Annotated in this window: 25 protein-coding genes, 5 pseudogenes and 1 riboswitch; of the genes and pseudogenes, 16 read left to right on the forward strand and 14 right to left on the reverse strand. The window is 69.4% G+C overall.

Annotation, left to right across the window (positions count from 1 at the left end; translation table 11 throughout):
- Positions 1-158: 158 nt before the first annotated feature.
- Positions 159-1,475: a M14 family zinc carboxypeptidase gene (locus QQY66_RS47935; protein ID WP_301986862.1), complete on the reverse strand. Its 1,317-nt coding sequence runs from the start codon at positions 1,473-1,475 to the stop codon at positions 159-161.
- 50 nt (positions 1,476-1,525) lie between these two features.
- Here QQY66_RS47935 and QQY66_RS47940 point away from each other — a divergent pair, with 50 nt between their 5' ends.
- Positions 1,526-2,134 (forward strand): TetR/AcrR family transcriptional regulator, encoded by a 609-nt coding sequence (locus QQY66_RS47940; protein WP_301986864.1) that lies wholly within the window; start codon positions 1,526-1,528, stop codon positions 2,132-2,134.
- 97 nt (positions 2,135-2,231) lie between these two features.
- Here the strand turns inward: QQY66_RS47940 and QQY66_RS47945 are convergent, their stop codons facing one another.
- The 3 genes from QQY66_RS47945 to QQY66_RS47955 form a co-directional block, all read right to left on the reverse strand.
- Positions 2,232-2,477 (reverse strand): zf-HC2 domain-containing protein, encoded by a 246-nt coding sequence (locus tag QQY66_RS47945; RefSeq protein ID WP_301986866.1) that lies wholly within the window; start codon positions 2,475-2,477, stop codon positions 2,232-2,234.
- A 150-nt stretch (positions 2,478-2,627) separates the two neighbouring features.
- Entirely contained in the window at positions 2,628-3,152 is a 525-nt protein-coding gene (locus QQY66_RS47950) for a MarR family winged helix-turn-helix transcriptional regulator (RefSeq protein WP_301986867.1), read from the reverse strand.
- 577 nt (positions 3,153-3,729) lie between these two features.
- A complete protein-coding gene (locus QQY66_RS47955) occupies positions 3,730-5,892 on the reverse strand; it encodes an ATP-binding protein (RefSeq protein WP_301986868.1) in 2,163 nt (720 codons plus the stop codon).
- Between the two features lie 369 nt (positions 5,893-6,261).
- Between QQY66_RS47955 and QQY66_RS47960 the strand changes: the two genes are divergently transcribed.
- The 5 genes from QQY66_RS47960 (at position 6,262) to QQY66_RS47975 (ending at position 10,310) form a co-directional block, all read left to right on the forward strand.
- Positions 6,262-7,383 carry a catalase family protein gene (locus QQY66_RS47960; RefSeq protein WP_301986870.1) on the forward strand — a complete coding sequence of 374 codons (1,122 nt, stop codon included), beginning with the start codon at positions 6,262-6,264 and terminating at the stop codon, positions 7,381-7,383.
- Positions 7,384-7,521: 138 nt separating this feature from the next.
- Positions 7,522-8,277, forward strand: coding sequence for a GNAT family N-acetyltransferase (locus tag QQY66_RS47965; protein WP_301987744.1), 756 nt, complete (start codon positions 7,522-7,524; stop codon positions 8,275-8,277).
- 69 nt (positions 8,278-8,346) lie between these two features.
- Positions 8,347-8,742, forward strand: a complete 396-nt coding sequence (locus QQY66_RS50745; RefSeq protein WP_367667057.1) for an FAD-dependent monooxygenase — start codon at positions 8,347-8,349, stop codon at positions 8,740-8,742.
- Positions 8,678-9,247: a hypothetical protein gene (locus QQY66_RS47970; protein WP_301986871.1), complete on the forward strand. Its 570-nt coding sequence runs from the start codon at positions 8,678-8,680 to the stop codon at positions 9,245-9,247. Before QQY66_RS50745 ends, QQY66_RS47970 begins: the two co-directional genes overlap by 65 nt.
- Before the next feature lie 58 nt (positions 9,248-9,305).
- On the forward strand, positions 9,306-10,310 hold the full coding sequence (locus tag QQY66_RS47975; protein ID WP_301986872.1) for a YdcF family protein: 1,005 nt from the start codon (positions 9,306-9,308) through the stop codon (positions 10,308-10,310).
- Positions 10,311-10,320: 10 nt separating this feature from the next.
- Here QQY66_RS47975 and QQY66_RS47980 read toward each other — a convergent pair whose 3' ends face one another.
- From QQY66_RS47980 to QQY66_RS47990, 3 genes are read right to left on the reverse strand one after another with little or no spacing between them, the layout of a single operon-like run.
- A complete protein-coding gene (locus QQY66_RS47980; protein ID WP_301986873.1) occupies positions 10,321-10,593 on the reverse strand; it encodes a hypothetical protein in 273 nt (90 codons plus the stop codon).
- Positions 10,590-10,862: a hypothetical protein gene (locus QQY66_RS47985; protein ID WP_301986874.1), complete on the reverse strand. Its 273-nt coding sequence runs from the start codon at positions 10,860-10,862 to the stop codon at positions 10,590-10,592. Before QQY66_RS47985 ends, QQY66_RS47980 begins: the two co-directional genes overlap by 4 nt.
- Positions 10,844-11,065, reverse strand: a complete 222-nt coding sequence (locus QQY66_RS47990) for a hypothetical protein (RefSeq protein ID WP_301986877.1) — start codon at positions 11,063-11,065, stop codon at positions 10,844-10,846. Before QQY66_RS47990 ends, QQY66_RS47985 begins: the two co-directional genes overlap by 19 nt.
- Positions 11,066-11,196: 131 nt before the next feature.
- Between QQY66_RS47990 and QQY66_RS47995 the strand changes: the two genes are divergently transcribed.
- The 3 genes and pseudogenes from QQY66_RS47995 to QQY66_RS48005 form a co-directional block, all read left to right on the forward strand.
- Positions 11,197-11,355, forward strand: a complete 159-nt coding sequence (locus QQY66_RS47995; RefSeq protein ID WP_301986879.1) for a hypothetical protein — start codon at positions 11,197-11,199, stop codon at positions 11,353-11,355.
- A 78-nt stretch (positions 11,356-11,433) separates the two neighbouring features.
- The gene (locus QQY66_RS48000) at positions 11,434-12,192 is read left to right on the forward strand and encodes an alpha/beta fold hydrolase (protein WP_301986881.1); all 759 of its coding nucleotides are present in this window, start codon (positions 11,434-11,436) and stop codon (positions 12,190-12,192) included.
- A gap of 1,051 nt (positions 12,193-13,243) precedes the next feature.
- Positions 13,244-13,426: pseudogene (locus tag QQY66_RS48005) on the forward strand (DDE-type integrase/transposase/recombinase); the annotation flags it as partial.
- An 853-nt stretch (positions 13,427-14,279) separates the two neighbouring features.
- On the opposite strand, the gene QQY66_RS48010 reads toward QQY66_RS48005, so the two are convergent.
- A complete protein-coding gene (locus QQY66_RS48010) occupies positions 14,280-15,218 on the reverse strand; it encodes a DPP IV N-terminal domain-containing protein (RefSeq protein WP_301986883.1) in 939 nt (312 codons plus the stop codon).
- Positions 15,219-15,485: 267 nt separating this feature from the next.
- The gene (locus QQY66_RS48015; RefSeq protein WP_301986884.1) at positions 15,486-16,226 is read right to left on the reverse strand and encodes an SDR family NAD(P)-dependent oxidoreductase; all 741 of its coding nucleotides are present in this window, start codon (positions 16,224-16,226) and stop codon (positions 15,486-15,488) included.
- Between the two features lie 179 nt (positions 16,227-16,405).
- Here QQY66_RS48015 and QQY66_RS48020 point away from each other — a divergent pair.
- Positions 16,406-16,842, forward strand: a pseudogene (locus QQY66_RS48020) (replication initiator); the annotation flags it as partial.
- Between the two features lie 11 nt (positions 16,843-16,853).
- Here the strand turns inward: QQY66_RS48020 and QQY66_RS48025 are convergent.
- Positions 16,854-17,048 (reverse strand): annotated as a pseudogene (locus QQY66_RS48025) (transposase); the annotation flags it as partial.
- Between the two features lie 464 nt (positions 17,049-17,512).
- On the opposite strand from QQY66_RS48025, the gene QQY66_RS48030 reads away from it, so the two are divergent.
- Positions 17,513-18,049: a hypothetical protein gene (locus QQY66_RS48030; protein ID WP_301986885.1), complete on the forward strand. Its 537-nt coding sequence runs from the start codon at positions 17,513-17,515 to the stop codon at positions 18,047-18,049.
- Here QQY66_RS48030 and QQY66_RS48035 read toward each other — a convergent pair.
- Positions 18,006-18,797, reverse strand: a complete 792-nt coding sequence (locus QQY66_RS48035; protein ID WP_301986886.1) for an IS5 family transposase — start codon at positions 18,795-18,797, stop codon at positions 18,006-18,008. The two genes, QQY66_RS48030 and QQY66_RS48035, sit on opposite strands and share 44 nt — an antisense overlap.
- A gap of 165 nt (positions 18,798-18,962) precedes the next feature.
- On the reverse strand, positions 18,963-20,039 hold the full coding sequence (locus QQY66_RS48040; protein ID WP_301986887.1) for a tetratricopeptide repeat protein: 1,077 nt from the start codon (positions 20,037-20,039) through the stop codon (positions 18,963-18,965).
- 169 nt (positions 20,040-20,208) lie between these two features.
- On the opposite strand from QQY66_RS48040, the gene QQY66_RS48045 reads away from it, so the two are divergent.
- Both QQY66_RS48045 and QQY66_RS48050 read left to right on the forward strand, forming a co-directional pair.
- Positions 20,209-20,337: a hypothetical protein gene (locus QQY66_RS48045; protein ID WP_301986889.1), complete on the forward strand. Its 129-nt coding sequence runs from the start codon at positions 20,209-20,211 to the stop codon at positions 20,335-20,337.
- 51 nt (positions 20,338-20,388) lie between these two features.
- A complete protein-coding gene (locus tag QQY66_RS48050; RefSeq protein WP_301986891.1) occupies positions 20,389-20,934 on the forward strand; it encodes a hypothetical protein in 546 nt (181 codons plus the stop codon).
- A gap of 125 nt (positions 20,935-21,059) precedes the next feature.
- Here the strand turns inward: QQY66_RS48050 and QQY66_RS48055 are convergent, their stop codons facing one another.
- Together QQY66_RS48055 and QQY66_RS48060 are read right to left on the reverse strand one after the other, a co-directional pair.
- On the reverse strand, positions 21,060-22,031 hold the full coding sequence (locus QQY66_RS48055; protein ID WP_301986892.1) for an ATP-binding protein: 972 nt from the start codon (positions 22,029-22,031) through the stop codon (positions 21,060-21,062).
- 26 nt (positions 22,032-22,057) lie between these two features.
- Positions 22,058-22,489, reverse strand: coding sequence for a hypothetical protein (locus QQY66_RS48060; protein ID WP_301986893.1), 432 nt, complete (start codon positions 22,487-22,489; stop codon positions 22,058-22,060).
- A gap of 823 nt (positions 22,490-23,312) precedes the next feature.
- Between QQY66_RS48060 and QQY66_RS48065 the strand changes: the two genes are divergently transcribed.
- The 3 genes and pseudogenes from QQY66_RS48065 to QQY66_RS48075 form a co-directional block, all read left to right on the forward strand.
- On the forward strand, positions 23,313-23,690 hold the full coding sequence (locus tag QQY66_RS48065; protein ID WP_301986895.1) for a hypothetical protein: 378 nt from the start codon (positions 23,313-23,315) through the stop codon (positions 23,688-23,690).
- Between the two features lie 113 nt (positions 23,691-23,803).
- Positions 23,804-24,118: pseudogene (locus QQY66_RS48070) on the forward strand (MFS transporter); the annotation flags it as partial.
- A gap of 82 nt (positions 24,119-24,200) precedes the next feature.
- Positions 24,201-24,533: pseudogene (locus tag QQY66_RS48075) on the forward strand (phosphopyruvate hydratase); the annotation flags it as partial.
- An 82-nt stretch (positions 24,534-24,615) separates the two neighbouring features.
- Positions 24,616-24,692, forward strand: a riboswitch (Fluoride riboswitch).
- The last annotated feature ends 244 nt before the right edge of the window (positions 24,693-24,936 follow it).

Raw genomic sequence — 24,936 nt, forward strand, 5'->3', positions numbered from 1 at the left:
GTGAGCGCGTCGTTCGTCGTGCGCGGTTCATCGACGGCCCGGGCGTGCCGACCGGTCCCCTCGTGGCGAGTGCCGCCGCGACTTCCGGGGGCGCGAACAGCAGGATGGGTGGTCCCGCTCCGATCCGCAGACATGGCAGTCCGTGCATGTTTGCACCGTCATGGTGCGACCTGCCGGGTGGCGGTACCGCCCGCCGTTCGGGAGGCGGCGAGCAGGACGGCGCCCAGTTGCACCGCGACCAGCCTGCGGATCTCGATCGCGGGCCCCGGGGACTCGGCCTCGGCTTCCCGGAACCAGCGGTCGAACCGCTCTGTGAGCAGGCGGTGTTGTGCTCGGATGGCCGGTGTCGGGTTGCCCGCGGCGATCTCGGCGTCGAGCATGCGCAGGAACACCCCGAGCAGGCGGAGCCGCAGCAGATGCACCGCCTGACGGCTGTCGAACTCCTCGGCGAGCGTGGCCGGCCGGTCGAGGCCGGCCGGCACTTCTGCCCGTTCGGCGAGCCTGCGCAAGGTCTCCAGCGTGCTCTCGGTGGAGCGGCGGAACGGCGACCGCACGGTGAGGTCGTCCGAGACGGCTCGCAGGGCCGCCTGGAGCGTCTCGATCAGCTCGCGCCGGGCGGTCGCCCCGGCGGTGGCGATCTCCTGGTGGGTGCGGCCGGATCCGGTCCGGTCGGACACACGCGCGTCGGCCCAGTAGGGCACCTCGGTCACCAGGTGGAGCGCACCGAACCGGGCCGCGTAGTCGGCGCTGCTGCCGCCCGCCCCGAACGCGGCGGCCACCTGCGCTCCATTCGGAGTGGTGTGGACGGCCGGGGCGATCGGTTTCGAGCCGGGCAGTTCCGGCTCGCCGTGATGCAGTGGGAGGCCTTGCAGGCCGGGCAGTTCGGCCAGTTGCTCGGCGAGCGGAGCATCGTCGCGGTTCAGGTAGAAGTACGCCCCCTGGTACTCCCCGTTGTGCAGGGAGCAGACCAGGGACGGTTCAACCTCGTCCATGAGCCGCATCAGGGCCGCCGTCTCCGGCAGGGTGCGGTCGAAGTGGTAGTCCTCGTCGATCAGCGGGAAGGTCCACTCGACCTGGTCGGGCAGATCGGGACGGTAGAAGTGCTCGACGTAGGCGCGGCGGTCGCCGGGACGGCCGTACCAGCCCTCGTTGAGCCTGGCGCCGTCCGGGTCGGCGCACGGCAGGAAGTGCCAGCGATGGCCCAGTTCGGCCCGCAGCGCGGCGTCCTCGCACAGCAGCTCGATCAGGGCGCTGACGGTGAGGGTCCCGACCGGCTCGTTGGGATGCGGTCCACCGATGACGACCGCGTCCGCGGGCCCGTCGCCGACGGTCAGCACGCGCAGCGGCTCGCCGAGGCGCGAGGTCCCGACGCGCCGCAGTCGCACCAGGCCGGGGTGGGCGGCGGCCACCGCGTCGAGTTCGGCGTGCATGACGTCGACGGACGGGAACACCGCATAGCCGGGCACCCGCCTCATGTACTCTCCAACATTCATAATCAGATTACTGTAATAATGAGATTATGAGAATGACAAGGGTCGAGACCAAGGAACGCAATCGCCGCGCCCTGCTCGACGCAGCGCGCCAGGCCGTGGCCAGGGACGGCCACCGCGCCCGGCTCGACGAGATCGCCGAACAGGCCGGCCTGACCACCGGCGCCGTCTACTCGCTGTTCGGCAGCAAGAACGGCCTGATGACCGCACTGGTCACCGACTACCTCGGTCCGCACTACGAAGGCATGGAGCAGGCCGCCCCCGTCGCACTCGACCTGGTGGCGGCGGTCGATGCCTTCGCCCGCTACTACCGGCGCGTGTGCGACGATCCCGACGCTTTGCGGCACCTGTCGTTCGAGATCAGCCTGCAGGACATGGCGTTGCGCGACCCCGAACTGCAGGCCAGGCTCGCCGCGTCCATCCAGGCCCACGAGGAACGCCTGGCGGCGCTGTTCGCCGGCAGATCGCACCATGGAGCCACGGTGACGCCACAGCAGGCGCGGCGCCTGGCCACCGCGCTCAGAGCACTCCTCGTCGGCCTCAGCCAGGGAGTCGTCCTCGGCCCGGAAGAAGCGGCTCCGGAGTCGTACTTCGCCGATACCGCCCGCGCCCTGACCGCACCGGAGGTACTCGGGCCGCCCTGATCCCCACGGGGCATGACGTGGTCTGACGGGGCATCCGCCTGGAGGTGAGACCCCGGCCGCGCGGCTTTCGGGAAACCGGCTGCCCGGCGCGTACGCGTCAGTCCCGGTCCGCCGCCGCACGGCGCGCGGCCTCGATGGCCCGCGCGGGGTCGGGTGTCGGCACGCCGTCCAGTTCGTACGGCATCACGGTGTCGAGCAGCGGGAGCACGCCGAGAAGTTCCTCCCGCTCGCAACGGCACGACGAGCACTGGTCGAGGTGCGCCCGCAGGCCGTCGCGCTCCGCCCGTTCGAGGATGCCGAGCACCTGCGCGGTGAGGGCGATACGGGCGTGCTCGCAATCCACAGGACCCTCCGAGACCGATCGGACCGACCATCGGCGTCACGGCCGGTACGGCGGCATTCCGCCGACCGGTGACGCCGGAGTCCTTCCTACCCCATGGGCCGCCGGCACGGCAGACCCCGTCACGGGGCGGACCGCGCCCCGCGACTCCCCTCAAGAAGCCGTAGTCCTCCAGGGCGACACCGATGGTCCGGCCGGCCGGGATCCCGCCCGCACGCCCGGGCGCCCGGCCAGGTCGTGCAGGGAACGGACGAGGGCGTCGTACTGCTCCGGCGAGTAATGGAGTTCCCGCCGGGCCGACTCCGCGACGCGACGCGCTCGCTCCCGCAGGGCGTCCCCCGTCTCCGTGATGGACACCTCGAGCTGGCGTCCATCGCTCTGGTTGCGCCGTCTGTCGACGATTCCCGCGTCTTCCAGGCGCTTCAGGAGAGGGGACAGGGTGCCGGAGTCCAGACTGAGCACCTTGCCCAGGTCCTTGACGGTGACCGGGCCCCGCTCCCACAGCACGAGCATGACCAGGTACTGCGGATACGTGAGTCCGAGCTCGGCCAGGAGCGGACGATAGTGGCCGACCGACGCCCGCGCCGCGACGTACAGGGCGAAGCAGAGCTCGTCCTGGAGCGGCGCGCTCGCGGAGAGGCGGCCCTCATGGGCCGCCGGTGTCCGGGGCAGTGCCATGAGCGTGGTGCCTCCCTCTGCCGTTGCCGGGCCCCACGGTCGCGGGGCCGCACGGTTCTACGACACGGGTCACGGATCGGTTCAACTCGGTCCGGCACCGGCCCTCGCGGTCGTAGGGCCTTGCGTTGGCCTGCTGCTTGATGAGCAGCGCGCGGCATTCCTCGATCGGGTCGTCGAACTGCGGTGATCCGAGCTGCCACCGCCGGAGGTCGACGACCACCGTCGAGCCCACGGTGCAGTTGACCTTGCCCTGGGTGTTCCGAGGACCGCGTTCACCTCGCGTGCGGCCTTCGTCAGCGACAGGTCCAGGGAATCCTCGACCTGTACCCGGTACCGGCGGGGCGTGCCGTCCCCGACGGGCCCGAGGCTGTCACGCACGGTGGCGCTCTCCTCCGCCACGGCAGGACCCTTCAGGTCCACGCCGTCCTTCTGCCGTTGCGGCAGACAGCCGTAGGCCGGCGCGGCGGCGCTCGTCCTGACTTCTGGTTACGCGGCGTTGCAACGCAGAGAATGGGTGCCTGGTTCACCCACCGGTCGAAAACGTGGCTGCGCGGGGCCACGGCTGCGCGGTGAACTGTCATCGGCCGCGGACCGTGAATCTCACCGAGTACGAGCTTGACGGCGTACGCGTTTGCGATCGGGGGAGAGCCGTCGCGCACGTACGCCGGAACCGGCTGTCAGGCCGGCTCCCGCTCCCGTCCCCGGCCGGCCCGGACGGCAGCGCGGTGCCCCGGAGCTCGTGGTGCCACAGCAGGTCACTCATCCGCTCCAGCGCGGAGGTGAGATGCCGCCGGTACGTGCTGAAGGGCAGCCCGAGCAGTTCCGCCGCTGCCTCCTGGGTGGGCGCGCCCCGGAAGTAGGTGGCGGTCACCGCACGATGGCGCTTCTCGCCGCTCCGTTCGCCGAGCAGGCCCTCGGCGGCGGACGCCAGAACCTCGGACAGGCCGCGCCCGCTCTCGATGACCAGGCGGCTGTGGTTGAGCGGATTGCCGGCGAGCGCCGCCGGTTTGCGCAGCGTACGCAGTGCTTCCCGGACCGCCGCGTCGAACTCGGGCCGTGACAGTACGACCAGCCCGCCGTCCGCCGACGACGGCGAAGGGGGCATGGCTGCGCCCGACAGCATCGCGGTGCTTTTCTCCTGCAGCCAGGCGTCTGCCGGCTGCGCGCGCCAGTCGTGCGCGAACAGTGCGTAGCGGTGGTCGCCGACCGCGGGCCGTTCGTCGGCGGGCAGCATGTTGAGGTCCCGCAGATAGTCGTTCCAGGATCCGTTGTCCTGGAACACGGCGTACGACCAGGTGAGCCGGTCGGCCCGGACATATTCCGCGGTGGCACGCCACTGCATGAACGTCATCGGCGCCGACGGGCGCTGGTACTCCTCGGGATACACCGAGAAGCGGGCCAGTGCCAGGTGCTCGCCCGGTCTGAGCGGCCCGTTCGCCCGCGCGTGCCGCCAGGCCGCGGCGACCACCGGATCGACGTCCAGGCCTTCCGGCTCCTCGATGCGCAGCCAGGCCGAGAACGCGAGGACCTCACCGGTCCGGTTCGACCGGTACACGCGGAACGCCTCGGGCCGCCGGTCCAGCCAGAAGGCGGCGACTGCCGCGGACTGTTCGCCCTCGGCCTTGCGCGCCAGCTCCAGCACGCGCTCGCGATGGGCCGGAGTGTACGGCTGGTCCTCGACCAGGCCCACCTCGCGCCAGCCGTTGAACTCCGACATGTGGCCGTCACTGCGGTAGAGGTAGGTCAGCGCGCCGGTGGCCTGAAGTATCCGGGACTCGGGCGCGGAGCTGAGCCGATCGAGGAAGTACCGGCGCATCTGCCCGTGCATCGCGGCGAACCCGTCCGGGTCCCGCCACCGCAGGTCCGCCTCCAGCGACTCCCGTACGACGTCGTGCGGAAAAAGCCCGGCGGCCGACGTCTCGACGTACGGCTGGACGCGCAGCCAGGAGAACAACTCCGGCGCGTCGTCGCCCATGAGAGCCCGCAACAGGGACTCGGAGGTGACGTACGCATGGGCGCAGATCTCGAGCGCCCGGCGGTGCAGGGGGCTCGGCGTGTCCCCGATGAGCAGGGGCAGGAGGAAGGCGACGGCGTCCTGATCGGGCCGCCAACTGGGCGCGGAGGCCCCGTCCTTCACCGCGAGGGCGGCGGCCAGGGCGAGCGCGAGCGGGTTGCCGCCGGTGAACGACAGCAGCGTGGTGTGGACTTGGGACGGTACCCCCCGCGCGGTGAGGAACGCGGCGGCGTCCTCGGGCGCCAGGTTCCGCAGGGACGTCACCTGCAACAGGCCGTCCCAGCCGGGATCGGCGGCCCAGCGCGGATCGGGGGCGGCGCGCCCCGCCACGACCACGATCGCGCCGGCGGGCAGCTGCGGCAGGAAGCGTTCCCACAGCCAGCCCTCGAGTCCCTGGCACTTCTCGAAGGTGTCCACGAGCAGCACCACTCCCGGAGCCCGCACTTCCGGCCCGGCCGCCTCCGCGAAGCCCTCCGGCGTCGGGGCGGCGGTCCTGCCGTCCACGTCGACGACCGTACGGCCCGCCAGGCGGGCCTCTCTGGCGAGCCGGCGCAACAGCGTCGACTTGCCGATACCGCCCGGGCCGTGCAGGTAGTGGATGGGGCAGGCGCCCGCGTGGCCCGCCAACGCGGCCTTGAACAGCGAGAGTTCCGCGTGGCGCCCGACGAAGGCACGGTCCCGGCCGGCGGTCAGGCTGTCGTCGATGACACCTTCGCCCCTGCTCATCGATTCCATGATCTCCCCCCCGGCGAGCACTCCGCCCCAGGTTACGGCGTGCCTGTCCATGCCATGGACAGGCACGGCGTGAGCGCGACCCCTGACCGTGATCCCGGGCGAGAGCGGCGGAGCACCGTTCGGCCGCGCCGCGGCAGCCCACTCCAGGGCGTGCGGCCCGCATCGCCGGGTTCGTTGAACCCGTACTCCGGACCGGCCGTTGTGCTTACGCGGCCACCTTCTGGCCGTGCGCGCGTGCCCCGCGTGTCGGCGCCCCATCCCGGCCGGCACCGATGCGCCGCATTGCCCCACGCCCTCGCCCATCCGACGCGGGGGCACGCCCTACCCGGCGATACAGCCGGAGAGATCGGAAAGAGAGCCATGTCATTCGTACCCTTCTCCGCCTATCGGCAGAGCCTGCCCCCCGACTACCACGCCGACGAGAAGCGCCTCGTCGACGACATGGAGATCTTCATGCGCGGCCGAGTCCGGGACGATGGCGCCGGCCGGGCCCTGCGCGGCGCGCACGCCGAATCGTTTGGTCTGGTGGCGGGCGAGTTCGAAGTGCTCGACGGCCTGCCGAAGCAGTACGCCCAGGGACTCTTCGCCCACCCCCGCACGTACGACGCCGTGGTCCGGTACTCGAACGGTGTCGCGCACATCCGGGCTGACCGGTATCTCGGTCCCATCCTGGGCATGGGCATCAAGCTCTTCGGTGTACCGGGACGGTCGCTGCTGGACGGCGAGAACAGCGGAACGCTCGACATCCCGCTGGTCAACTCCCCGGTGTTCTTCTCGAACACGGCGCACGACTACCTCACGACCCAGCGGCTGCTGGAGGACCTCCCGGACTCGCTGGCCACCGCGGCATCGCGCAACAACGTCCTGCGGAACCTGCTCACCAGCGGTGGAACGGCCGAGCCGGACGACTGGCGATGGGACGAACTGCTCGCCTTCGTATCCCTCCTGGGCATCGAGAGGCAGCACCTCTTCCTCTACCGCTACTACAACATCGGCGCCGTCCGCTTCGGGCGCTACATCGCCCGGCTCCGTATCGCCCCCACGGTGGGCACGACCGGCTCCGTGGCGCACCGCCGCGTCGACACGGACGCCGAGGACGAGCCGTTCCGCAGGACGCTCGTGGCCGAGACCGCCGAGCGTGCCCACACCTTCACGCTGGAGGCCCAGCTGTGCGCCGACCTCTCGACGACGCCGGTGGACAACAGCTCCGTGGCCTGGCCGGAGGAGCTCTCCCCCTTCCGCGCGGTCGCGCGGCTACGCGTTCCGGTCCAGAACATCTCGGACGAGCGCAACATCGAGGCCGCTGACGCGACCGCGATCAATCCCTGGCGTACGCGGCCGGAGCACGAGCCGCTCGGCGAACTGAACCGCCTCCGCAGGGAGGTCTACCGTCGCTCGGCCGAACTGCGGCGCCGTATCAACAAGCAGTCGCGGCGCGAGCCCTTCTCACCGGCCGACGCACTGAACGCCGCAAGGCACTGAAGGCACTGAACCGTGCGGTGTCCGCCACCGTAGGACGAGCGGAAGAGGCCGCGCCCTCCCCGTCGAAGGGCCGGTCGCCCGGGGCCGGCCAGGAGCTACCGCTGAAGTAGGGACAAGGGAGCGAACGACGTGACGGACATGTTGACGGACATGGCGCCCCAGCTGGCCAACTGCCGTGCCTACGGGCTTGGCTGGGGAGCAGAGGAGCGCCAGGACGAGGATCTCACCTACTACCGCAGCGGGTTGGCGCATCCCCATCTCAACGGGGTGCTACGCCTGCGGAGTACGAAGCAGGCGGGACTCGCCGTCGAACGCGTCACCGAGCGCCTGGCCGGGGTCCCGTGGATGTGGTGGGTGGGGCCCGACAGCGCGCCGGGCGTCGTGGACGTACTCGCCGAGCACGGGGCGGCGAAGGTGGGCGAGATACCGGTCATGGCCATCCGGCTGGACCGGCTCGCCGACCTGGACAGCCCTGCGGGGCTGAAGATCGAGACGGTCGACGACGCCGAGGCCCTCGCCGAATGGGTGCACGCCTACAGCCCGTCCTTCGGCGTCGACCCGCACCTTTGGGACGACTCGCTGCGCATCGAGGCCGGACGGCCGGACACCGCCCGCATCGTCCGGCTGGCCGGACGGCTCGACGGGGAGGTGGTGGGGACCGCCCTCATGCTCGAAGCGTACGGAGTGGCAGGCATCTACGTGGTCACGACCGCCGAGGCCCACCGCCGCCAGGGCATCGGCGCGGCTCTGACCTCGGCGGCCCTGCGCGTCGGCCAGGAACGCGGACTGCGGGTCGGCACGCTCCAGGGGAGCGAGATGGGGGAGCCGGTCTACCTGCGGATGGGATTCGAAACGGTGGCGAAGTACCAGCTGTTCCAGCTGCCGACGCCCTGACGACGTCCTGCTCCGTGATCCGTCACCGAGCCCTGCGGGCCGGACAGCCAACACTCTTAAGGACACGGCATGTTCAGTCCATTGAACGTTCTGGTGGTCGGCACGGGTATCGCCGGCTTGTCCGTCGCCCGGGCGCCGGCGCGACGAGGCATGTCGGGGGCGATCATCGAGCGCAGATTCCGGCCCGTCTCGGGGATGGGCCTGTTCCTGCCGGCCAACGCGGTGCGCGCGCTCGCAGGACTGGGGCTCGAGGACCGTGTGGCCCACCTCGGCGCGCCGATCCGCTCGCAGCAGTTGCGCGACAGCCGCGCGGGTGCCCGTACGTACCTGAGGCAGAGCCGCGGTACGTGGGTCAGGTCTGCCGACGTTTCCGGACGGACAATCACCATGCCATCGACCGGTGGACCGTCTGTACTGCTACGCGGACCTGTCGACCTCCTCGCCGCAGGACGGGGAGGCGAGTGACGTGGCCGAGCGATGCGCCGAGCGGTTCGCGGGGTTCCACGCCGTCGTCGCGTACCTGCTGGAGACTCCCGAGACCCAGGACGCGTACGTCTCACCGGTCAAGGAGGTGTCCCGCCGACGGTGGACGACCGCGCACCTCCTCGTGGGCGACGCGGCGCACGCCACGTCACGTCGCCGATACATGGCGCAGGGGGTGGGCGTGGTCGTCGAGGACGCGCTCGGCCTCGACGAGTGCCTCGACCCGCCCGGCGAGACGCGGGACCTTCTCGAGGAGTACCGCAGACGCCGCCTCCCGCGAACCCCCTGCGTGCAGGCACAGGCCCGTAGGCGGGACCGCACCCGGGGCATGCCGCCCGGCGTACGCAATCTCCTCCGCACGCGCATGCGCGGCGCACAATCGCCGGCGCCACCGAACCGGCACCGCCACCCGCACGTAGAACGGGAACACGAACCCTCGCCCCTGGGCAGCGGCTCCGTGCCCGTCCGCTCGCCGGGCTCCTCGTGAGGCCGGCGGCCTTCGCACGACCGCAACGCCCAGCCGAACCAACAGGGATGTCCACGCCGTGCTGATCTACGCCCTCGCAGCAGTGTCCACGCTGCTCTTCGCACTCGGAGTCCTGAATGATCCGCGCCGCTTCAGCAACGCGGTCTTCCTCGGCCTCGCTGTCGCCCTGCTGACCATCGGGCTGATAGGCGAGGCCGTCAAAGCCGCCCCCGGGCCGGTGCCCGAACTGATCAGGGTGACCCTCATCGTGGTCCTGGTGGCCGCGGTCACGCTGCTCGCCTGCTACCTCATCGGGAACGGTGTGAGGATGGTGCGCAAGGAGGGCAGGCGCCTCGGCAACCTTCTCTCCCTCCTGGCGGGGACGGGCATACTCGCCGTCGGCGCCCTGTTGCTCGTCGCCATCAGCACAGGTCTGCGTCCGCTGTCGATCGCGGCCGGGATCACCTTCGTCCTGGTGAGCTACTTCGCCTTCCTCTTTGTGTGCTTCATCGGGTACGGGTTCCTGTACGGGCGCGTCAAGGTGCGCAGACCCCTGGATTACGTCATCGTCCTCGGTTCCGGACTCATCGGAGGCAAGCGTGTCCCGCCCCTGCTGGCGAGCCGGCTCGAACGCGGCCGTGCCGTTTGGGAAGGCCAGGCCACGCTGCACGGCCGCACCCCGATACTGATCACTTCCGGCGGCCAGGGTCCGGACGAGGATCTGCCGGAGTCGCATGCGATGGCGCAGTACCTGGTCGAGCGGGGCTTCCCCGAGGACTTCATCGTGCGAGAGGACAAGTCCCGTACGACAGAGGAGAACCTGCGCTACAGCAAGGCGATCATGGAGCTGTCCCATCCCGACTACCACTGTGCCGTCGTCACCAACAACTTCCACGTCTTCCGCTCGGCCCTCGTCGCACGCGCCACCGGAGTGCGGGGGCAGGTGCTCGGTTCGCCGACGGCCCGGTACTTCCTGCCCAGCGCGACCCTGCGGGAGTTCACCGCTGTCGTCATGTCCCGCAAGTTGCTGAACGCCGCCGCGTGCGTCCTGCTCGCCCAGCAGTGCTGGGCGACCATTTGGTGACCTGGCTCGGTCACAGCTGAGTGACGGCGACGCGCCGCCCGGTGTCGCCGAGGGCGAGCAGCCCGCCGTCGACCACGAGCACGTCCCCGCCCTCGCGCATCCGGCGGAGGGCGCGGTCCGTGTCGGAGCGGTGCAGGAACGAGTCGTCGACCACCGCGGTCGACCACCGTTGTGCCGGGCCCCCGCCGGTCACGTCGAGGAGCATGCCGCCGCCGCTGACCGCGGTGACGACCAGATCGGCCTCGTACACGGCGGCGGGAAGGCCCGCGTCAGACTCCGTCACGTCGACGACATGGACCCGGTCGCGCAGGCTCTGCGTGAGTACGAGCCGAGGAGAAGCAGTGTTGTTGCTTCGTCCGGAGCCACCGCGAACCAAGTTCCCCCAGCGCCTTGGCCCTTGGTGTCTGCGGGCGCCTTGTCACCCGTGAACCAGTACAGCGGCCGGCAGTCGATGGTCTTCTGCTTCGTACCGTCCGGGCGATTGAAGGGAATGACGAGCTGCGGGTCGATACCCGAGACGTCGGTCTTGTCGATCACTTCGCGGGCTTCCACTTCTCAAGGCACTCATCCGTGCACGCCGTCGTCATCGGCCAGTCCGTGTCCTTGACGCAGCGGTAGAGCGTGCAGCCCTGCTTGTCGACGAGGATTTCCCCAGCTTCGGGTCCTCGACGCTGGACATACGACATACCTGGACGCGCGGTCTCGTCCGCGCCCGGGTCTGTGCCGCCCCCGTCGGATCGGACGAGAGATCCCATGTGAGCCTCATCGATGCCCTGGGGAAGCGTCACTCCCTCTGCGGGAACGGAGGCCAGAGCTTCGCACATTCGGCCTCGCAGGCGGACTTCGGCGGCGTCGCCGGCTTGCCGAGCTGGGGTCGTTGGCGACCGTGAGCGCCCCTGCGGGCCCCGCCGCGTTTCCGGCCGGTGCGGCCGGACTCTCCGCGGCCGAAGACGACTTGGGTTCGGCACCGCAGTCGCTCTTCGTCCCCGAACCGCACGCCGCGTTCAACATGATCGCGGCCGAGCTCAATGAACCGGCCCGGTGAGGCTGCCGTAGGAATTTCTGAATCGCTCGCACACCGCCATTCACCCGGGCACTCACCGCACTCTGAGAGAGAAATTCCATGACAGCTGTCTTCGTCCACGGAGTACCCGAGACCAGCGATCTGTGGGACCGATTGCGAGCCTGCCTGAGTACCGACTCGGTCGCCTTGCGCCTTCCGGGCTTCGGCGGCGCACCCCGCCCTGATGGGCTCGAGTCGACGATGGACGAGTATGCGCACTGGCTGGAGGCAGAACTGCGCAAGCTCGACGGACCGGTCGACCTGGTGGGACACGACTGGGGAGCTCTTCTCGTGGCGCGTGTCGCCACCAGGTCCACCATCGCTCTGCGCAGCTGGGTCATGGACGTGGCCGGCATCCTCCACCCCGACTACACCTGGCATGACATTGCCCGGCTCTGGCAGACACCGGGCTCGGGGGAGGCATGGGCGTCGGCCACGCTGGACGTTTCCGATCCCGGCAGCCCTCTCAGCGCCGCCGGTCAGCTCACTTCGGCGGGCTGTCCGGAGGCTGATGCCCGGGTGATGGGCGAGAACTTTGATTCGGCGATGGCCTCGTCCATTCTCGCCCTGTACCGGTCCGCGCTCCCCAATCCGTTCGCACACTGGGGGGACCGGCTGACGTCTCCGACAACAGCCCCAGGTCTGGCCATCCACCCGACGCTCGACCCGTACGACGACGTTGTCGCCGCAACCGCGACGGCCGCCACCCTCGGAGCGCGTTTCGAACCTCTCGAAGATCTCGGCCACTGGTGGATGCTTCAGGACCCCGGCACAGCAGCCGTTGTTCTGGAGAAGTTCTGGGCAGACCTGGACGCGTGATCCACCCAGGAACGCCACCGCGCCTGAAAGTTACCGGCCCCGAGGCACCCCAGCCCGACTGGGGTGCGGAACGTGCGGGGCGAACGGCCGTACCAGCCCTGATCAACCGTTACGTACGCAGCGTGGTCCTCTCCGCCCATACGGCGCCCCGCGTCGCGCGGATGCTGACTTCACGCTTTCGCCGATCCGGAGTACGAAGCGCCGGTCGAGCCGGCCGCGATGGTGCGCTGTCCCCGCGACCTGGGGACCGGCGGCCCTCGTGGGAGACCGCGGGCCTCGCGGCGATTGAGCTGGGCCATTGGCCCTGCTCTACCGGCATCGAACAGTTGCCCGGCGAGCGCGGTTACGACCACCTCGGGTTTCGCAGGTCAATGCCTACCCGGCACGTGCGCACCGGATCGACAAGCATCCCGCCATGTGGCAACGGCTCGCCGCCACCGGCAAGGGCGCACTTGCCAGGAAGTTCACGGACCCGGCGACGGGGCGGCGCGGCAGGTGGACGTGGACGCCGCTCCTCCCGCCACCCGTGCTGCGCCGGCTTCCTGACACCTCCCCAGCACGGGACGGCCCCTCAAATCGACCCAGAGCCTGCCGCCGGTGAGCAGTAGCGGACATTGGCCGTCAGTGACCAGTGAACCGACCTCCTCTGTGAGCCGTTGACAGGACGTAGTCGGTCATCCGCTCTTTGACGGCTGCCCATGCGACCGGCGGCAGTGTCTCGGCCAGGAGAGCGAAGCCACGAACGAGACACACACGGTGAGCCCCGGTTGTTGCTCACCACCCGCTCATACGTCCGGCCCATCCACGACGCCAACGCGAGGACTTCATGCGCATTCTCTTTTCGGGTACCCCTGCCTTCGGCCACTTGCTGCCCATGCTGCCTCTGGAGAGGGCGGCGCGGCGCGCCGGTCATGCGACGGCCATGCTGACGCACGCCTCCATGGCGGAAGCTGTGGCCCCGGTCCCGGTACTGCACGCGGGCCCCACCGTTGAGGCTGTCCTCACCGAGGTCACCCGCCTTACCGGTCAGGCCACCCACCCGGCCAAGGTGAAGCCGGAGCTGGTCGCCGACGGCCCCTCGCAGGTGTGGTCGTGGGACATCACCAAGCTGCGCGGGCCCGGTAAGGGCGACTGGTACCACCTGTATGTCCTGATCGACATCTACAGCCGCTACGTCGTCGGCTGGACCGTCGCGGCCCGTGAAGACAGCCTGACAGCCGAGGAGTTGATCCGCACCGCCATACCGTGCCTCGTCCGAGCGACTGCGTCGACCCGAAGCAACTTGGGCGTCCGCTCGACTTTGGGCCGGTGTGCCCCTCACCTGCTGCGATGGTCCCCAGGTGTGCGTGGTTGTTCGCCGCTGTGCGTCGGGGTTGTCACGCGGTTAGACACTAACCTCTGTCGCGAGGGCAAGGGCGGTGTACGTCTCGGGTTACGGCGTCAGTCTGAGGTCTTGCAGATGACCGCTGTGACAACGAAATCGGGCTCCGCTTCGGCCGACGGTGTCGGCGTTGGCGCCGAACATCCCGAAGAAGAACTCGATGACGACGGCTCCGGCCGGGGACCCGACGTTGGCTCAATCCCGTCGTTGATCGACTCTGTGAATGACCAGCTGACGACAACCAGCACGAGCCAACCGCCGATCAGCCATCCTTTCGTGCGCCTGCTCATACGCCCCCTGTCCGAAGTCCCCATGGCAAGCGGCCAGTCTGCCAGCCGAATGACAGCACCCCTCGCAGACGACCGCATTAGGAGTTCGATCGGGGCCTGCTTCGGCTGCCGCCGCTCGCTGACACGACGGCCGGACAGGGATGCTGGGGGTACGCCTCCGTCCGGCGTCGTTGATGTCAGCCGTGGATATCAGAGACCTTCTGATCCGTAGCTCTGTGTGGATCGGTCACTGGCGGTCATACCGGTCGCGCTTTGGGCCTAGGAGGACGCTACCGGACGTGATCGGTTGCTGAGGTTGCTGTACTTCACTGCTGTACCGCAGCCGCACTCCGTCGCGCCCACTGCGCGCCCCTTGGGCCGCTGGCTACGGGACGGTCGGCCGCGGGCACCACCTGGGCCCGCGGCCGACGCCCTGATCACTTGTCCAGCCAGTCGGTGGGGGTCACGACCTGGGCCGTGAGGACTTGGAGGTTCTTCCCGTCGGCGGCGTCGACGACGTAGGTGCTGTGGGTGTATTCGAAGTCGTCCATGGCAGAGAAGGCGATCCGGGTGCCGTCGGGCGAGAAGACGGGGCCGTGGAGGCTGCTGAGCGGGCTCGTCCAGCTGCTCTGCAGCTCGGTGACAGCGCCGGTCGCCACATCGACGACACTCAGACCATTCTCGGTAACGTAGACGATGCGCTGCCCGTCGGGGGACCAGTCGACGGGCGCGGACAGTGCGTTGCGAGCGGTGCTGATCTGGTGCACCTGCCGGGTGGCGGTGTCCATGACCCAGACGTCCCTGCCGTACTCCCAGCCGTCGGCCGTCTCGTACGTGGTGGTCCTCACGAAGGCGATGCTCCGGCCGTCGGGCGAGAAGGTGCCTGCGCCGCCGGTCGTCGTGAGTACCTCCTGTCCGGTGCCGTCGCTGTTGATCCACTCCATGCCGCGAGGGCTGTCGTAGACGATCCGCTTGCCGTCCGGGGACCAGTCGGGATGCCCAACGGACGGGGCCTCGTTGGTCTCGGGCGCGATACCCGGGACCAGAACGTGCTGGTCGCTGCCGTCGGTGTCGGCGACCACCAGGTTCCGGGCGTACATGCAGCCCTCGGTCTGGGGAATGCAGGTGTCATCGCGCTGGATGTACGCCACGGTGGAGCCCTTTGGAGAGAGGACGCCGTCCTCGGCGTTCTGCGCGAAGGTCCCGATGACGTCGCCGCTCACGGGGTCGAGCGAGACCAGAGCGGGAGGGCCGGAGGAGTAGGCAGTGGCGGTGATCCGGCCGGCCGCCGTCCCCTGCTCCGCCGCGGCGGTCCCTGCCATCGGCAAACCGGCGACGACGATCCCTACGGCCAGCACGGCGCGTCTAAAAAGCACTTGAGCCCTCCTAGGCAGCCGGGAACCGGTCGTTCCCGGCTCCCAGTCCAAGAGCGTAAGAGGATCAAGAAACGTTACAGGGCGGGGTCAGGCCTCGTCGGATCCTGGACCAGCGCCTTAGCTTAGAAGATCGCGTAACCGGATGCGGCCTGAGCTGGCGGAACGTTGACCTGCGCGTTCTTGGGACATTTGCCCGGAGTCCCCGCTGTTCCCCGACGCCGCTCTCTCGTCGGGCACACGAGGGGCACGGTGTTAGCGGATGGCGTCTCAGGTCAGATTCAGCCCGCCGTCGAGCACGATGACCTCGCCGGTGAGATAGGTGCTGGCGATCAGCGACGCCACCAGATCGGCCACGTCGGCGGGCTGGGCCGGACGACGCATGGGCGCGCGGTCCCGCCACAGCTCGTGCGCCTGCGCCCAGTCTTTCGTCATCGGCGTGTCCACCAGCCCCGGCGCCACCGCGTTGACCCGCACCTCGGGCCCGAGCGCGGCCGCGAGCAGCCGGGTCACGTGATTGAGTGCGGCTTTGCTCGCCGCGTACGGCACCGACGAGCCCTTGGGGCGTACCCCGGCGTGGCTGGTGATGTTCACGATGCTGCCGCCCCCGGGGGATTTGCGCAGCGCCGGAAGTGCCGCCGTGCACAGCACCCATGGCGCGATCAGGTTGACCTCCAGCAGTTGCCGCCAGTCCGCGGGTGTCGCCGCGGCCAGGTCGTCGTGTGGGATCGGCCAGCTGATGCCCGCGTTGTTCACCAGCACGTCCAGCCGCCCGTACCGGCCGAGCGCTGTCTCGACCAGCCCCCGGGCATCCTCCTCCACCGCCAGGTCCGCCCGTACGTACGCCCCGCCGAGCTCCGACGCCAGCGCCTCCCCGGCCTCCGCGCTGCGCCGTGAGTGCACGACGACTCGCATCCCGTCCGCCGCCAGCCTCCGCGCGACGGCCTCCCCGATCCCCGACGTGGACCCGCTGACCAGGGCGACGGGCCGATCCGCTTGTTCAATCCTCATGCCGCGGATCCTGCCAGGCTCTGCTGTGACACGTCGGCCACGCGGTCGGCGGAACGACTTTGGTCGGGAGCTGCTTTGGCGCGAGTGATCATGGCCCCGTAAGCTTCCGGCGCGTCGGGCAGTCTGTGGAGCAGCGGGCGTCCTGGACGGCATGGCCGCTGACGTGTCGGAGGGCGCCCGTGCCTGACGCGCTGCTCGACCCGACCACCCTCGGCGACCTGCTGGCGGTGGCTTCGGCCCCCGACTTCCACCGCGGCAAGACCAGATCCGCCGCACCGGAGGCTGCGCCGACCCCATCCACCTGCGCGGCTGGACGCTCGCCAAGGACAAGACGAACGGCGAGACCCTGCACCACTACAGCACCGACGGCGAGCCAGGCGGACGCCTGCGCATCGCCTGCGGCAACCGCCGCGCCCCCTGCTGCCCCGCCTGCGCCTGGACCTACGCCGGAGACACCTACCACCTCATCTGCGCAGGGCTCGCCGGAGACGACCGCCGCGACATCCCCGCCACCGTCCGCGACCACCCTCGGGTGTTCGCCACCCTCACCGCCCCGTCCTTCGGCCCGGTCCACAACCGGCCCGACCGCGGTACCTGCCGCTGCGGAGCCCGGCACACTGCCGCATCGCCATACCCGCCGTCGGCAACGACGAGCGGCACATCGATGCCCCACGACCTCATCTCGTCGATCATGTCCAGGGCCGGCTGCCACTTCTCCACATGTCCGACCTCGGCGGGGATGCCGCACCGGGTGCGGCGGGCCACCTTGGCCGCATCGGCCTTCGGCGAGGCGGGATCCCAGCTCTCGGGCACGAACAAACGCCAGGTTGTGGACGAGCTGCACCAATGGCGCCCCCGCCGGGACTATTTCGAGTCGTACCTGATTGACGAGTACAACGATGGGATCACTGATCCCGAACCGGCCCATGCCCGCCTGGTCAGCTGTTTCGGCGAGGGCGGCCGACAGGGAGCAAAGACGGTAGAGGCGAGCCCGTAGCCAGGGAAGGCGCGAGCGCGTAGATGGCCCGTCAGCGTTCGCGCAGACGCGTCCGGACCAGTTCGCGTATCTTCCGGGCGACAGCAAGGCGGGAGACGATCTCGTTCGAGTCGTGCTCTGGCAGCAGCGCTTCGCAGACCTCGACGGCCTCCTGAATCGCGGTGAGTGCGGCGTTAAGTGGCTGTTGTCGTTCCGAATCTGAGGTCGGTGTTTTCGCTGGTCAGGCATAGGGCCGGTGATTCGGTGGGAGTGGTGGCGTGTTGTGTCGTCGCTCCCCGGGAGGTTGTGGATGCCGTCGGTCGTCGGACTGCTGGAAGAGCACGAGCTCGCTGCTCGCCGTCGGGTCGACGGGTTGCGTGAGGAAGCCGATCGCATCCAGGCCGAACTGGCCGCGGCCGAGCAGGAATGGCAGGAGTGGGTGATCGCCCGCAGGCGAGTGGGCACGGTCCTGGATCCGGACGGCGGCAGCATCGCCAATGAGGAAGCCGCCTCCGGCCCACGGGACGCGGACGCGCGCTCGGTGCCCGGCCAGGCGGCGAAGGCGAAGTCGCAGGTGCCGGTGTGGCGTGAGGCACTGGCCTGGTCGGTGCTGTCGGTGGACTATCAGCGCATCCTTCAGGCCCTCGCGGACCGGCATCGGCTCCATCAAGGGCCGCTGACCTGCCAGGAGATGGCCGTGGCGTTCGGCCTGGACGCGGTGCCGGCGAAGGTGGAGGCGCTGCGGTCGAAGGCGAAACGCCTGGTCGCGCGGGGCTGGCTGGCCGAGCGGCAGCCGGGCCGGTTCACCCTCGCCCAGGGCCCGGCCGGGCAAGGCGGCGCGTCATGAGCAGGGTCATCGACCAGCAGACCATCGCCTCGGCGCTGGTGGTGCGGCGTTCGAAGTCGCGTGCCAGGCGGCGGGTGCGCATCAGGTGGGCGAAGAACCGCTCGACGATCCACCGCTTGGGCAGCACCACGAAGCCGCGCATGTCGTCGCTGCGCTTGACGATCGCCAGGACCAGCGCGAACGTGGCCAGGCAGTACTCGACGAGGGGGCCGGTGTAGCCGCCGTCGGCCCAGACCAGCTCCAACTGGTGGTGTGTGTCGGCGACTTGCCGCAGCAGGACCTGCGCGGCGGCGCGATCACCGGTGTCCGCGGCGGTGACCATCACACCCAGCAGCAGGCCGAGCGTGTCGACCACGACATGCCGCTTGCGCCCGTTGACCAGCTTCCCGCCGTCGAAGCCACGGCTGTCCGCACCGACGACGGCGTCCGCCTTGACCGACTGCGAGTCGATCACACCCGCACTCGGCTCCGCGTCGCGGCCCAGCTTCTCGCGGACCTTCGACCGGAGCCGGTCGTGGAACTCCCTGACCAGGGCGCGATCGCGCCAGCGGCGGAAAAACGCGTAGACCCGGTCCCATGGCGGGAAGTCCACCGGCATAGCCCGCCACTTGATGCCATTGTCGACGAGGTAGCGGATCGCATCGAGTATCGCCCGGTGGCAGTACACCTCCGGCTGCCCTCCCCGGCCCCGCATCCAGCCCGGCACCGGCAGCAGCGGCCGGACCACGGCCCACTCCGCGTCCGTCATGTCCGAGGGATACCGCCGAACACGTTCCGGGTGATCGGCCGCGTTTCCGAACCGGTGAGCGGCACAATCACACGTCGGTGCAGCCGAGTTGAACTCCACCGGCGCGAGCGCGTACAACTGCGGCAACAGGGTCTCCTGGATCTCGGTTGGCTTCGCAACCCCGAGCTACCAAGAGGCCCTGTTCTCATGCACGCGACCGACTGCGGTCACCCGATCGAGACTCCCGTTCGACGCACACCCCTCAAGATCGGAACGACAACAGCCACTAAGCTCCTTCAGCTCGCTGCGTAGAACGCACAGCATGGTGAGGGACTGGGCCAGTTCAAGGGAGTGGGACGGGGAATCGGCCGTCGACAGTCGGCGCTGAACAGTGACCGCTTCCTCTAAGGCGCTTACGCCGCTCAGGGTCACGACCGTCGACTTACTACTGCTCCCCACCGTGCCCAAGCAGAACCCGAGACGGTACAGCGCGTCGGCCAGTCCGGCCTCGTGCGTCACGGAGTTCATGGCCACCAGCCGCCGTCTGATGCCGATCTCCTCCTCCAGGACGGCCAAGTACTCCGTGTACGGGCGCATTTTCGATACGAACACGGCAAAATTGGACAGGAGGAGCGCGAGCCGCGGCCCATGGGATTCCGGAGCGACCTTGGCCACCTCGCGCTGGATGTTCACCGCATCCTGGACGGTGGCCAGTGCCTCGTCTCGCTGCCCGACATCCCGCAGGTGCTTGCCGTGGTTGGCCAGGGACTCGGCGAGCTCGTGCGCGTGGGCAGTGTGGTTTTCCAGGGCCAGTCGACGACGGAGCCGCAGTGGGAACTCTCCGATGGTCAGTGCCTGCGCATGCCGACCGGAATGGGCCAGAGCTGCGCACAGACTGTTGAGCGACCGCGCATACTCGGGCTCGTGCACGGCTGGTTGCTCCAGAGACAACCGATGATTGACCGTCACGGCTTCTTCGGCCGCCCGCACTGCCTCGTCCTCGTGACCCAGCTGGTCTAGACAGATGGCGAGATTGCTGAGTGCCTTGGCGAGTTCAGCTCGGCGAGCGGGGTTCAGCTCACTCAGTCGGCGCAGCAGGGCCACCGCCTGCTGCAGGGGCTCTCGTGCCTCTTTCCAGAGACCGAGATCGCTGAGGTTGCCGGCGACATTGGTCAGCGAGATCGCGAGGTCGGGTTCGTGGGCGTGTGGGTTCTCCTTGCTGAGCCGCTGCCGGATCGCCAGGGCCTGCCGCTGTGCGTCCAAGCCCTCCTTCAAGCGGCCCGTCTGCACCAAATTCTATTCCGAGATTCGCCAGCGCCGCGGCGTACCGCGGCTCGCACTTGGTGGGTTCCAATTCGGCCAGCCAGCGCCAGAGCACGACCGCCCGCCCGGGTGCGGCGAGCGCTTCCTCGCCCCTACCCCGGGAGGATAGATGAGCACCGAGATTGACCAGTGCAAGAGCGTGGGAATCCGTTATGACTCCCGGATTCCCTTCGGCCAGTCGTTGATGGGTATCCAGGGCCGCCCGCTGCTCTGCCAGTGCCTCTTCGCGCTCGCCTAGGGCGGCCAGGCACGCCGCCAGCTCCGTCAGCGCTGTGGCGAGGTCGTGCTCATGGGATCCGGGATTTCGCTCGGTCAGCCGCCGCCAGAGGGCCGCCGCCTCCCTGGCGGATCCCAGTGCCTGCTGGTGGAGTCCCGCCCGGGACCGGCGCTGGGAGAGAACACCGTGCAGACGGGCCTGTTCCGCCCCATCATCGGTGACCCGCAAACGATGGGCCAGCACCCGGTCGCTCACCGTCGCGATTCCTGGATCGAGATCGGCGTGCCGTTCGCTGGGGAAGTGTTCCTCGATCGCCTCCAGGACGGAGAGATCCAGGTGCTCGATGTCCGCAAGGGTGTTGAGGGCGGCACCGCCCGCGGCGAGGGCCAGTTCCGGCTTCTCGGTGAGGAGCGGAGCCAGCTGGGCGGCGGCCACATGAGGCCAACGGGCAGCCACCGCAATCAGCCGGGTCAGGGCGGCACGAGTCCACCCCGCGGCCGGATCGGGCAGCAGACGCCGAGGGGCGGAGAGGGACCAGGCGTCGGGAACGTAGGCGTCGAGGTCGTGGCCCGGAACGCTCAGGGCGACGAGGTCCTCCGCCAACTGGTCAGGGTATAGAGGCTCCAGGACGGTGAGGGGCGAGACCGGCGGATAGGAGATGGCGTGATCCTTCAACGTCCGGTCTGCGACGTCGTCGGCGGACGCGCCGACACGCACGAGGGCGGTCCGGCCCTCGTCGTACGTCAACGGCCCGGTGAGCGCAGCCGTGTATGCCGCGTGGGAGAGCGCGTCCGGGTGGGTCGACACTGTGCTGTTCTCGTACAGCATCTGCCAGTGAAGACGTTCGCGCCGCAGCAAGTACGCAGAGACGTGGGCCAGGGTGTCCAGCGAGACATCCGGTTCCTCTGGAGCCACCGGTCCACGGTGGCGAGCGCGGCCATGTGGACTGCGAGCACCCGGCCGAAGCCGCGGTCCGCCCAGCGGCCGCCTGCGGGCATCGGCGGCGCCAAGTCGACTGCGCCGGGAACAGCGAGTGCGGCGGCGAACGTCCGCACCGCGCCGACGAAGAGGGTGCCGATGTCGAGACCGGGCTCATCGGCCAGCGGCCCCAGTGCCAGTTTCTCGGCAGGAAGGCCGAGGTTATCCAAGCGGTGCGCCAGGGACTGCCACCACATGCCTGCTGCACGGCAAATCAGCAGGACGCGGGCGCTGCGCCCGCGCTGCCGTACCGCATCCGTCAGCATCTCCAGCAGATCGGCTGTCGGCCATCGCTCCGCATAGTCGGCGATCAGCAGCGCGCCCTCCTCGTCGGCGACGGGGGCCGGTGAGGAGGCGGCGGACGCAACCTGGGTGGAGTGGCGCGCTTCGAGGACCCGCCAGCCACGGACGTGGCTCTCGTGTGCGAATTGGGTCGCCATCCGGGTCTTGCCCTGACCGCCGGGGCCGTGCAGCAGCAGTACAGAGGCCGTGTCCGGCCCATCGCGCCAGCGTGCTAGCCGTGCCAGTTCGGCAGCACGGCCGGTGAATTCCACTGACTGGTAACGGGCTTGCAGGAGACGGACCGGCTGGGCGCGGGCCTGATCCGATGTCAGCCGGGGCCGGTCGAAGGGGAAGTTGTCCACGCGGTACACCGGGCGTTCCGGGCTCAGCGCGACCGATACGTCGCCCTCGGCCCCGCTGACCTGGACCACCGGCCCGTAGATGGTTCCAGACACCCACTGCCGGGAGCGTGTACGTCCGATCACGGACCCTGCTCGATCTCGACGCTTCCGGCGGCGTTCTCGACCTGGTCGACGGGGCCGGCAACGTTGCTGCCGGTCACCGACTGACGTCCAAGCTCGGCGGGGGCGCTGGCGGACGAGGGTACAGAGGGCGGCGGCCCGGCCGGCCCGCGGTGGACGATCCGCACTTTCCCGTTCGTGCCGGAGACCTGGATTACCCCGCCTCCGACTGCGCTGCCACGTATCGACTGCCCACCACCGGTCTCAGCGCTTCGCTCACGTCGGGCGCTCACAACGGATACGCCTACTCCGGCGATGGAGGCGAACAGGCCGAGCACGCCGGACACCTGACTGGCTGTTTCCAGGTCGATCGCGGCCAGATACACTGCCAGGCTAAGGCATCCGACTCCGGCGACCATTCCACCGGCCCACGCCGGTATGCGTCCTGCCATGGTCCGATTCTGGCATCACATGCGTGCTCGCCGCGACGGTTCTGGGCGCACGGCAAGACAACTGAAGCGCGAACCGTGTGCCGCAAGTTTCCTCGTACCGGATCCACGCCGTAGGTACCGAGCGGAGACCGGAAATTTTCCCAGAGGTTGCGATATCCATTGCTCGCCGAACCCGCGGATTTGCTCGGACAGTGCTTATGATCACGCGGAATTGCTCACGGAATCGCGGATCCTGCAGCCGTGCCTCTGGGAACGAGGCGTCAGCCCACGGCCGCCAGGATGTCCGCCATCGGGGCGTAGCTCGCGCGTACCCCCTCCTGGTTGCCGAGGCGGTGCCGCTCAAGGCGGATGGCGCCGAGGTGCCGGGCCTCGTGGAATGGGTTCTACGTCCCCGGCGGGGTAGTTGTACGGTGCGCAGATGCCCTTGCCACGGTCCGTCTCGCGCCCGCTGCCTCGATACGGTCCTCCGCGCCCGGGCGGCCTGCGGCGTCGGCCATGGTGGCATCGTGCATGGGGGCTGTGCGCGGTGCTTTCGGGCGCTGTCGCAATGCTGTGGGCGGTCGGTGGTTTCACTGCCCTACCTGCGGCAATGGCGGAAGAGCGGGGATTTCTCTCCGCGGTCCCGTGCGCCGAGGCCGGAACTGGTGTCAGCCGGGCGGACTGCCTGCACACCGTACGAGCCACCGTGACGGGAACGGTGATCCAGCACTCCGGGAGAGAGGATACGTACCGGCTCGGGCTGTCCGGTCCCGCTCCGGCATCCAGATCGCTCGACATGGGCTCTGCGGGCCCTCTTCTGAAGCGGTTGCACCCGGGGGACCAGGTGAGCGTCACTGTGTGGCGACACTATGCAACTGCCGTCAGCCTGGGCGGTCTCACCCAGGAGACCAACGACAACCCCGTGGGTGACCCGGACACCGACACTGCTCTGGCGCTGGGGGCGCTGGCCTGTGGAACGTACCTGCTGTGGGCTGGTGGCTTCGCGCTGCTGGGAGCGCGCGGTGCCGCCGAGCGCGGCTTGCCCGCTTCCCTGGTCCCGTTGGGCAAGGCCGCAGTCGGTGCGGCGCTGGTGGCGTGGCTGGCCTGTCTTGTCGGCGTCGGTTGGGGAGGGCCCGTGGCGGTGGTGGTGGCCTGGCTGGTGATGCTGCCGGTGGTCGGGTGGAGCGTAGCGGTTCGAGATCGCCACGCCAGGTGCCGCTGAGTAACTTGGGCCGGGCCGTGAAGGCCGCCACGACCGTCGCCTCGCAGCAATGCGCGGTCCACGTGTGGGGGAGTCGTCCTGGCATTGAGCAGCGGAGTCGCAGGAGGGGACTGCCCGTGCCCGACGAGGGGCTCGGACGCCGGCTGCTCGTCGCCGTCCCGCCGACGCTGGCCGCGCTGCTGCTGGCACTGGGCACGATGATCGCGTACCCCTTCGAGATGGACACGATCGTCCGGCTCTCCGGTGACCGTCTCGTCGCCACGCATGAGGGCTCTATAACACCATCTGCGGCGTCGGTATCACACTGGGCAACCTCGCTCACCGGAGCGGCCCTCGATGCCGCCCAGGCGGTCGGCATGTCCGCGCTGCCGTGGCTGGCGCTGCTCGTCCTCGGCCTGGCCTGTGCCGGGTACCGACGTCCTGTGTAATCGGTGGCCCGGATGCCGGGCTCGTCCTGGTAGCAGACCTGCGGCGATGCGTCTGCCGGAGGCGGTTCGTGACGGGGCTGAGGGCGACGACATCTTCGTCACCGACCCGGCCGTCATCAGCGAGGCGATCGCCCAGCAGATCGGCAACTCCGCCCTGATCAAGGGCAACCAGATCGGTACGGTCGCCGAGACCCTCGACGCCATGCGGATCTGCCGGGAGGCCGACTACACGCAGATGGTCTCCCACCGCTCCGGTGAGACCGAGGACGCCTTCATGGCCGATCTCGTCGTCGGCACCGGAAGCGGCCGGCTCAAGTCCGGTGCCCCGGCGCGCGGCGAGCGCGTCGCCAAGTACAACCGGCTTCTCGAGATCACCGCGGTCGACCCCTCCCTGCCGTACGGGCTGAGCCGCTGACGAGCGCCTCGGGTAAAGACGTGGCATAGAGCGGCGATTCAGAAAGCCGGCCACCTTGACCGCCGATCCGCGGAGTTGTTCACTCGCTTCTGGCGATGGATCCCGCCGGGACCGTTCTGGTCCGAACCGCCTGCCCGGGCTGATGGTTCCTGGTAGGTCAGAGCCGCGCCGATCAGCACCGTCCTCGCGGCCCGTGCATGGTCCGGATGCTGGCCTAGCCATGGGCATGCCGGACGGTCCTCAACGGCGACGCCTGCCTGATGCGCTTCCGGCGCGACTCCTGCCGCCGCCACCGGCGCCTGCACCGATCCGCGCTGCGCCCGTTGCCGCAGGAGTTCAGCCCTCACTGGTTATCCACAGGGGGTTGCTGGAATCTGTGGATAACCGGCTCGCCCCGCTGTGC

Source organism: Streptomyces sp. DG2A-72 (assembly GCF_030499575.1).
Classification (GTDB): Bacteria; Actinomycetota; Actinomycetes; order Streptomycetales; family Streptomycetaceae; genus Streptomyces.

Bases quoted from the DNA above. Each gene is read 5' to 3' on its own strand.
- QQY66_RS47935 (WP_301986862.1), bottom strand. From the start codon at position 1,475: ATGAGGCGGGTGCCCGGCTATGCGGTGTTCCCGTCCGTCGACGTCATG.
- QQY66_RS48045 (WP_301986889.1), top strand. From the start codon at position 20,209: ATGAGCACCGAGATTGACCAGTGCAAGAGCGTGGGAATCCGTTATGAC.
- QQY66_RS47940 (WP_301986864.1), top strand. From the start codon at position 1,526: ATGACAAGGGTCGAGACCAAGGAACGCAATCGCCGCGCCCTGCTCGAC.
- QQY66_RS48000 (WP_301986881.1), top strand. From the start codon at position 11,434: ATGACAGCTGTCTTCGTCCACGGAGTACCCGAGACCAGCGATCTGTGG.
- QQY66_RS48050 (WP_301986891.1), top strand. From the start codon at position 20,389: ATGGGATCCGGGATTTCGCTCGGTCAGCCGCCGCCAGAGGGCCGCCGC.
- QQY66_RS47955 (WP_301986868.1), bottom strand. From the start codon at position 5,892: ATGAGCAGGGGCGAAGGTGTCATCGACGACAGCCTGACCGCCGGCCGG.
- QQY66_RS47950 (WP_301986867.1), bottom strand. From the start codon at position 3,152: ATGGCACTGCCCCGGACACCGGCGGCCCATGAGGGCCGCCTCTCCGCG.
- QQY66_RS48015 (WP_301986884.1), bottom strand. From the start codon at position 16,226: ATGAGGATTGAACAAGCGGATCGGCCCGTCGCCCTGGTCAGCGGGTCC.
- QQY66_RS47965 (WP_301987744.1), top strand. From the start codon at position 7,522: ATGTTGACGGACATGGCGCCCCAGCTGGCCAACTGCCGTGCCTACGGG.
- QQY66_RS48030 (WP_301986885.1), top strand. From the start codon at position 17,513: ATGCCGTCGGTCGTCGGACTGCTGGAAGAGCACGAGCTCGCTGCTCGC.
- QQY66_RS48060 (WP_301986893.1), bottom strand. From the start codon at position 22,489: ATGGCAGGACGCATACCGGCGTGGGCCGGTGGAATGGTCGCCGGAGTC.
- QQY66_RS48035 (WP_301986886.1), bottom strand. From the start codon at position 18,797: ATGACGGACGCGGAGTGGGCCGTGGTCCGGCCGCTGCTGCCGGTGCCG.
- QQY66_RS50745 (WP_367667057.1), top strand. From the start codon at position 8,347: ATGTTCAGTCCATTGAACGTTCTGGTGGTCGGCACGGGTATCGCCGGC.
- QQY66_RS47960 (WP_301986870.1), top strand. From the start codon at position 6,262: ATGTCATTCGTACCCTTCTCCGCCTATCGGCAGAGCCTGCCCCCCGAC.
- QQY66_RS47990 (WP_301986877.1), bottom strand. From the start codon at position 11,065: ATGGGATCTCTCGTCCGATCCGACGGGGGCGGCACAGACCCGGGCGCG.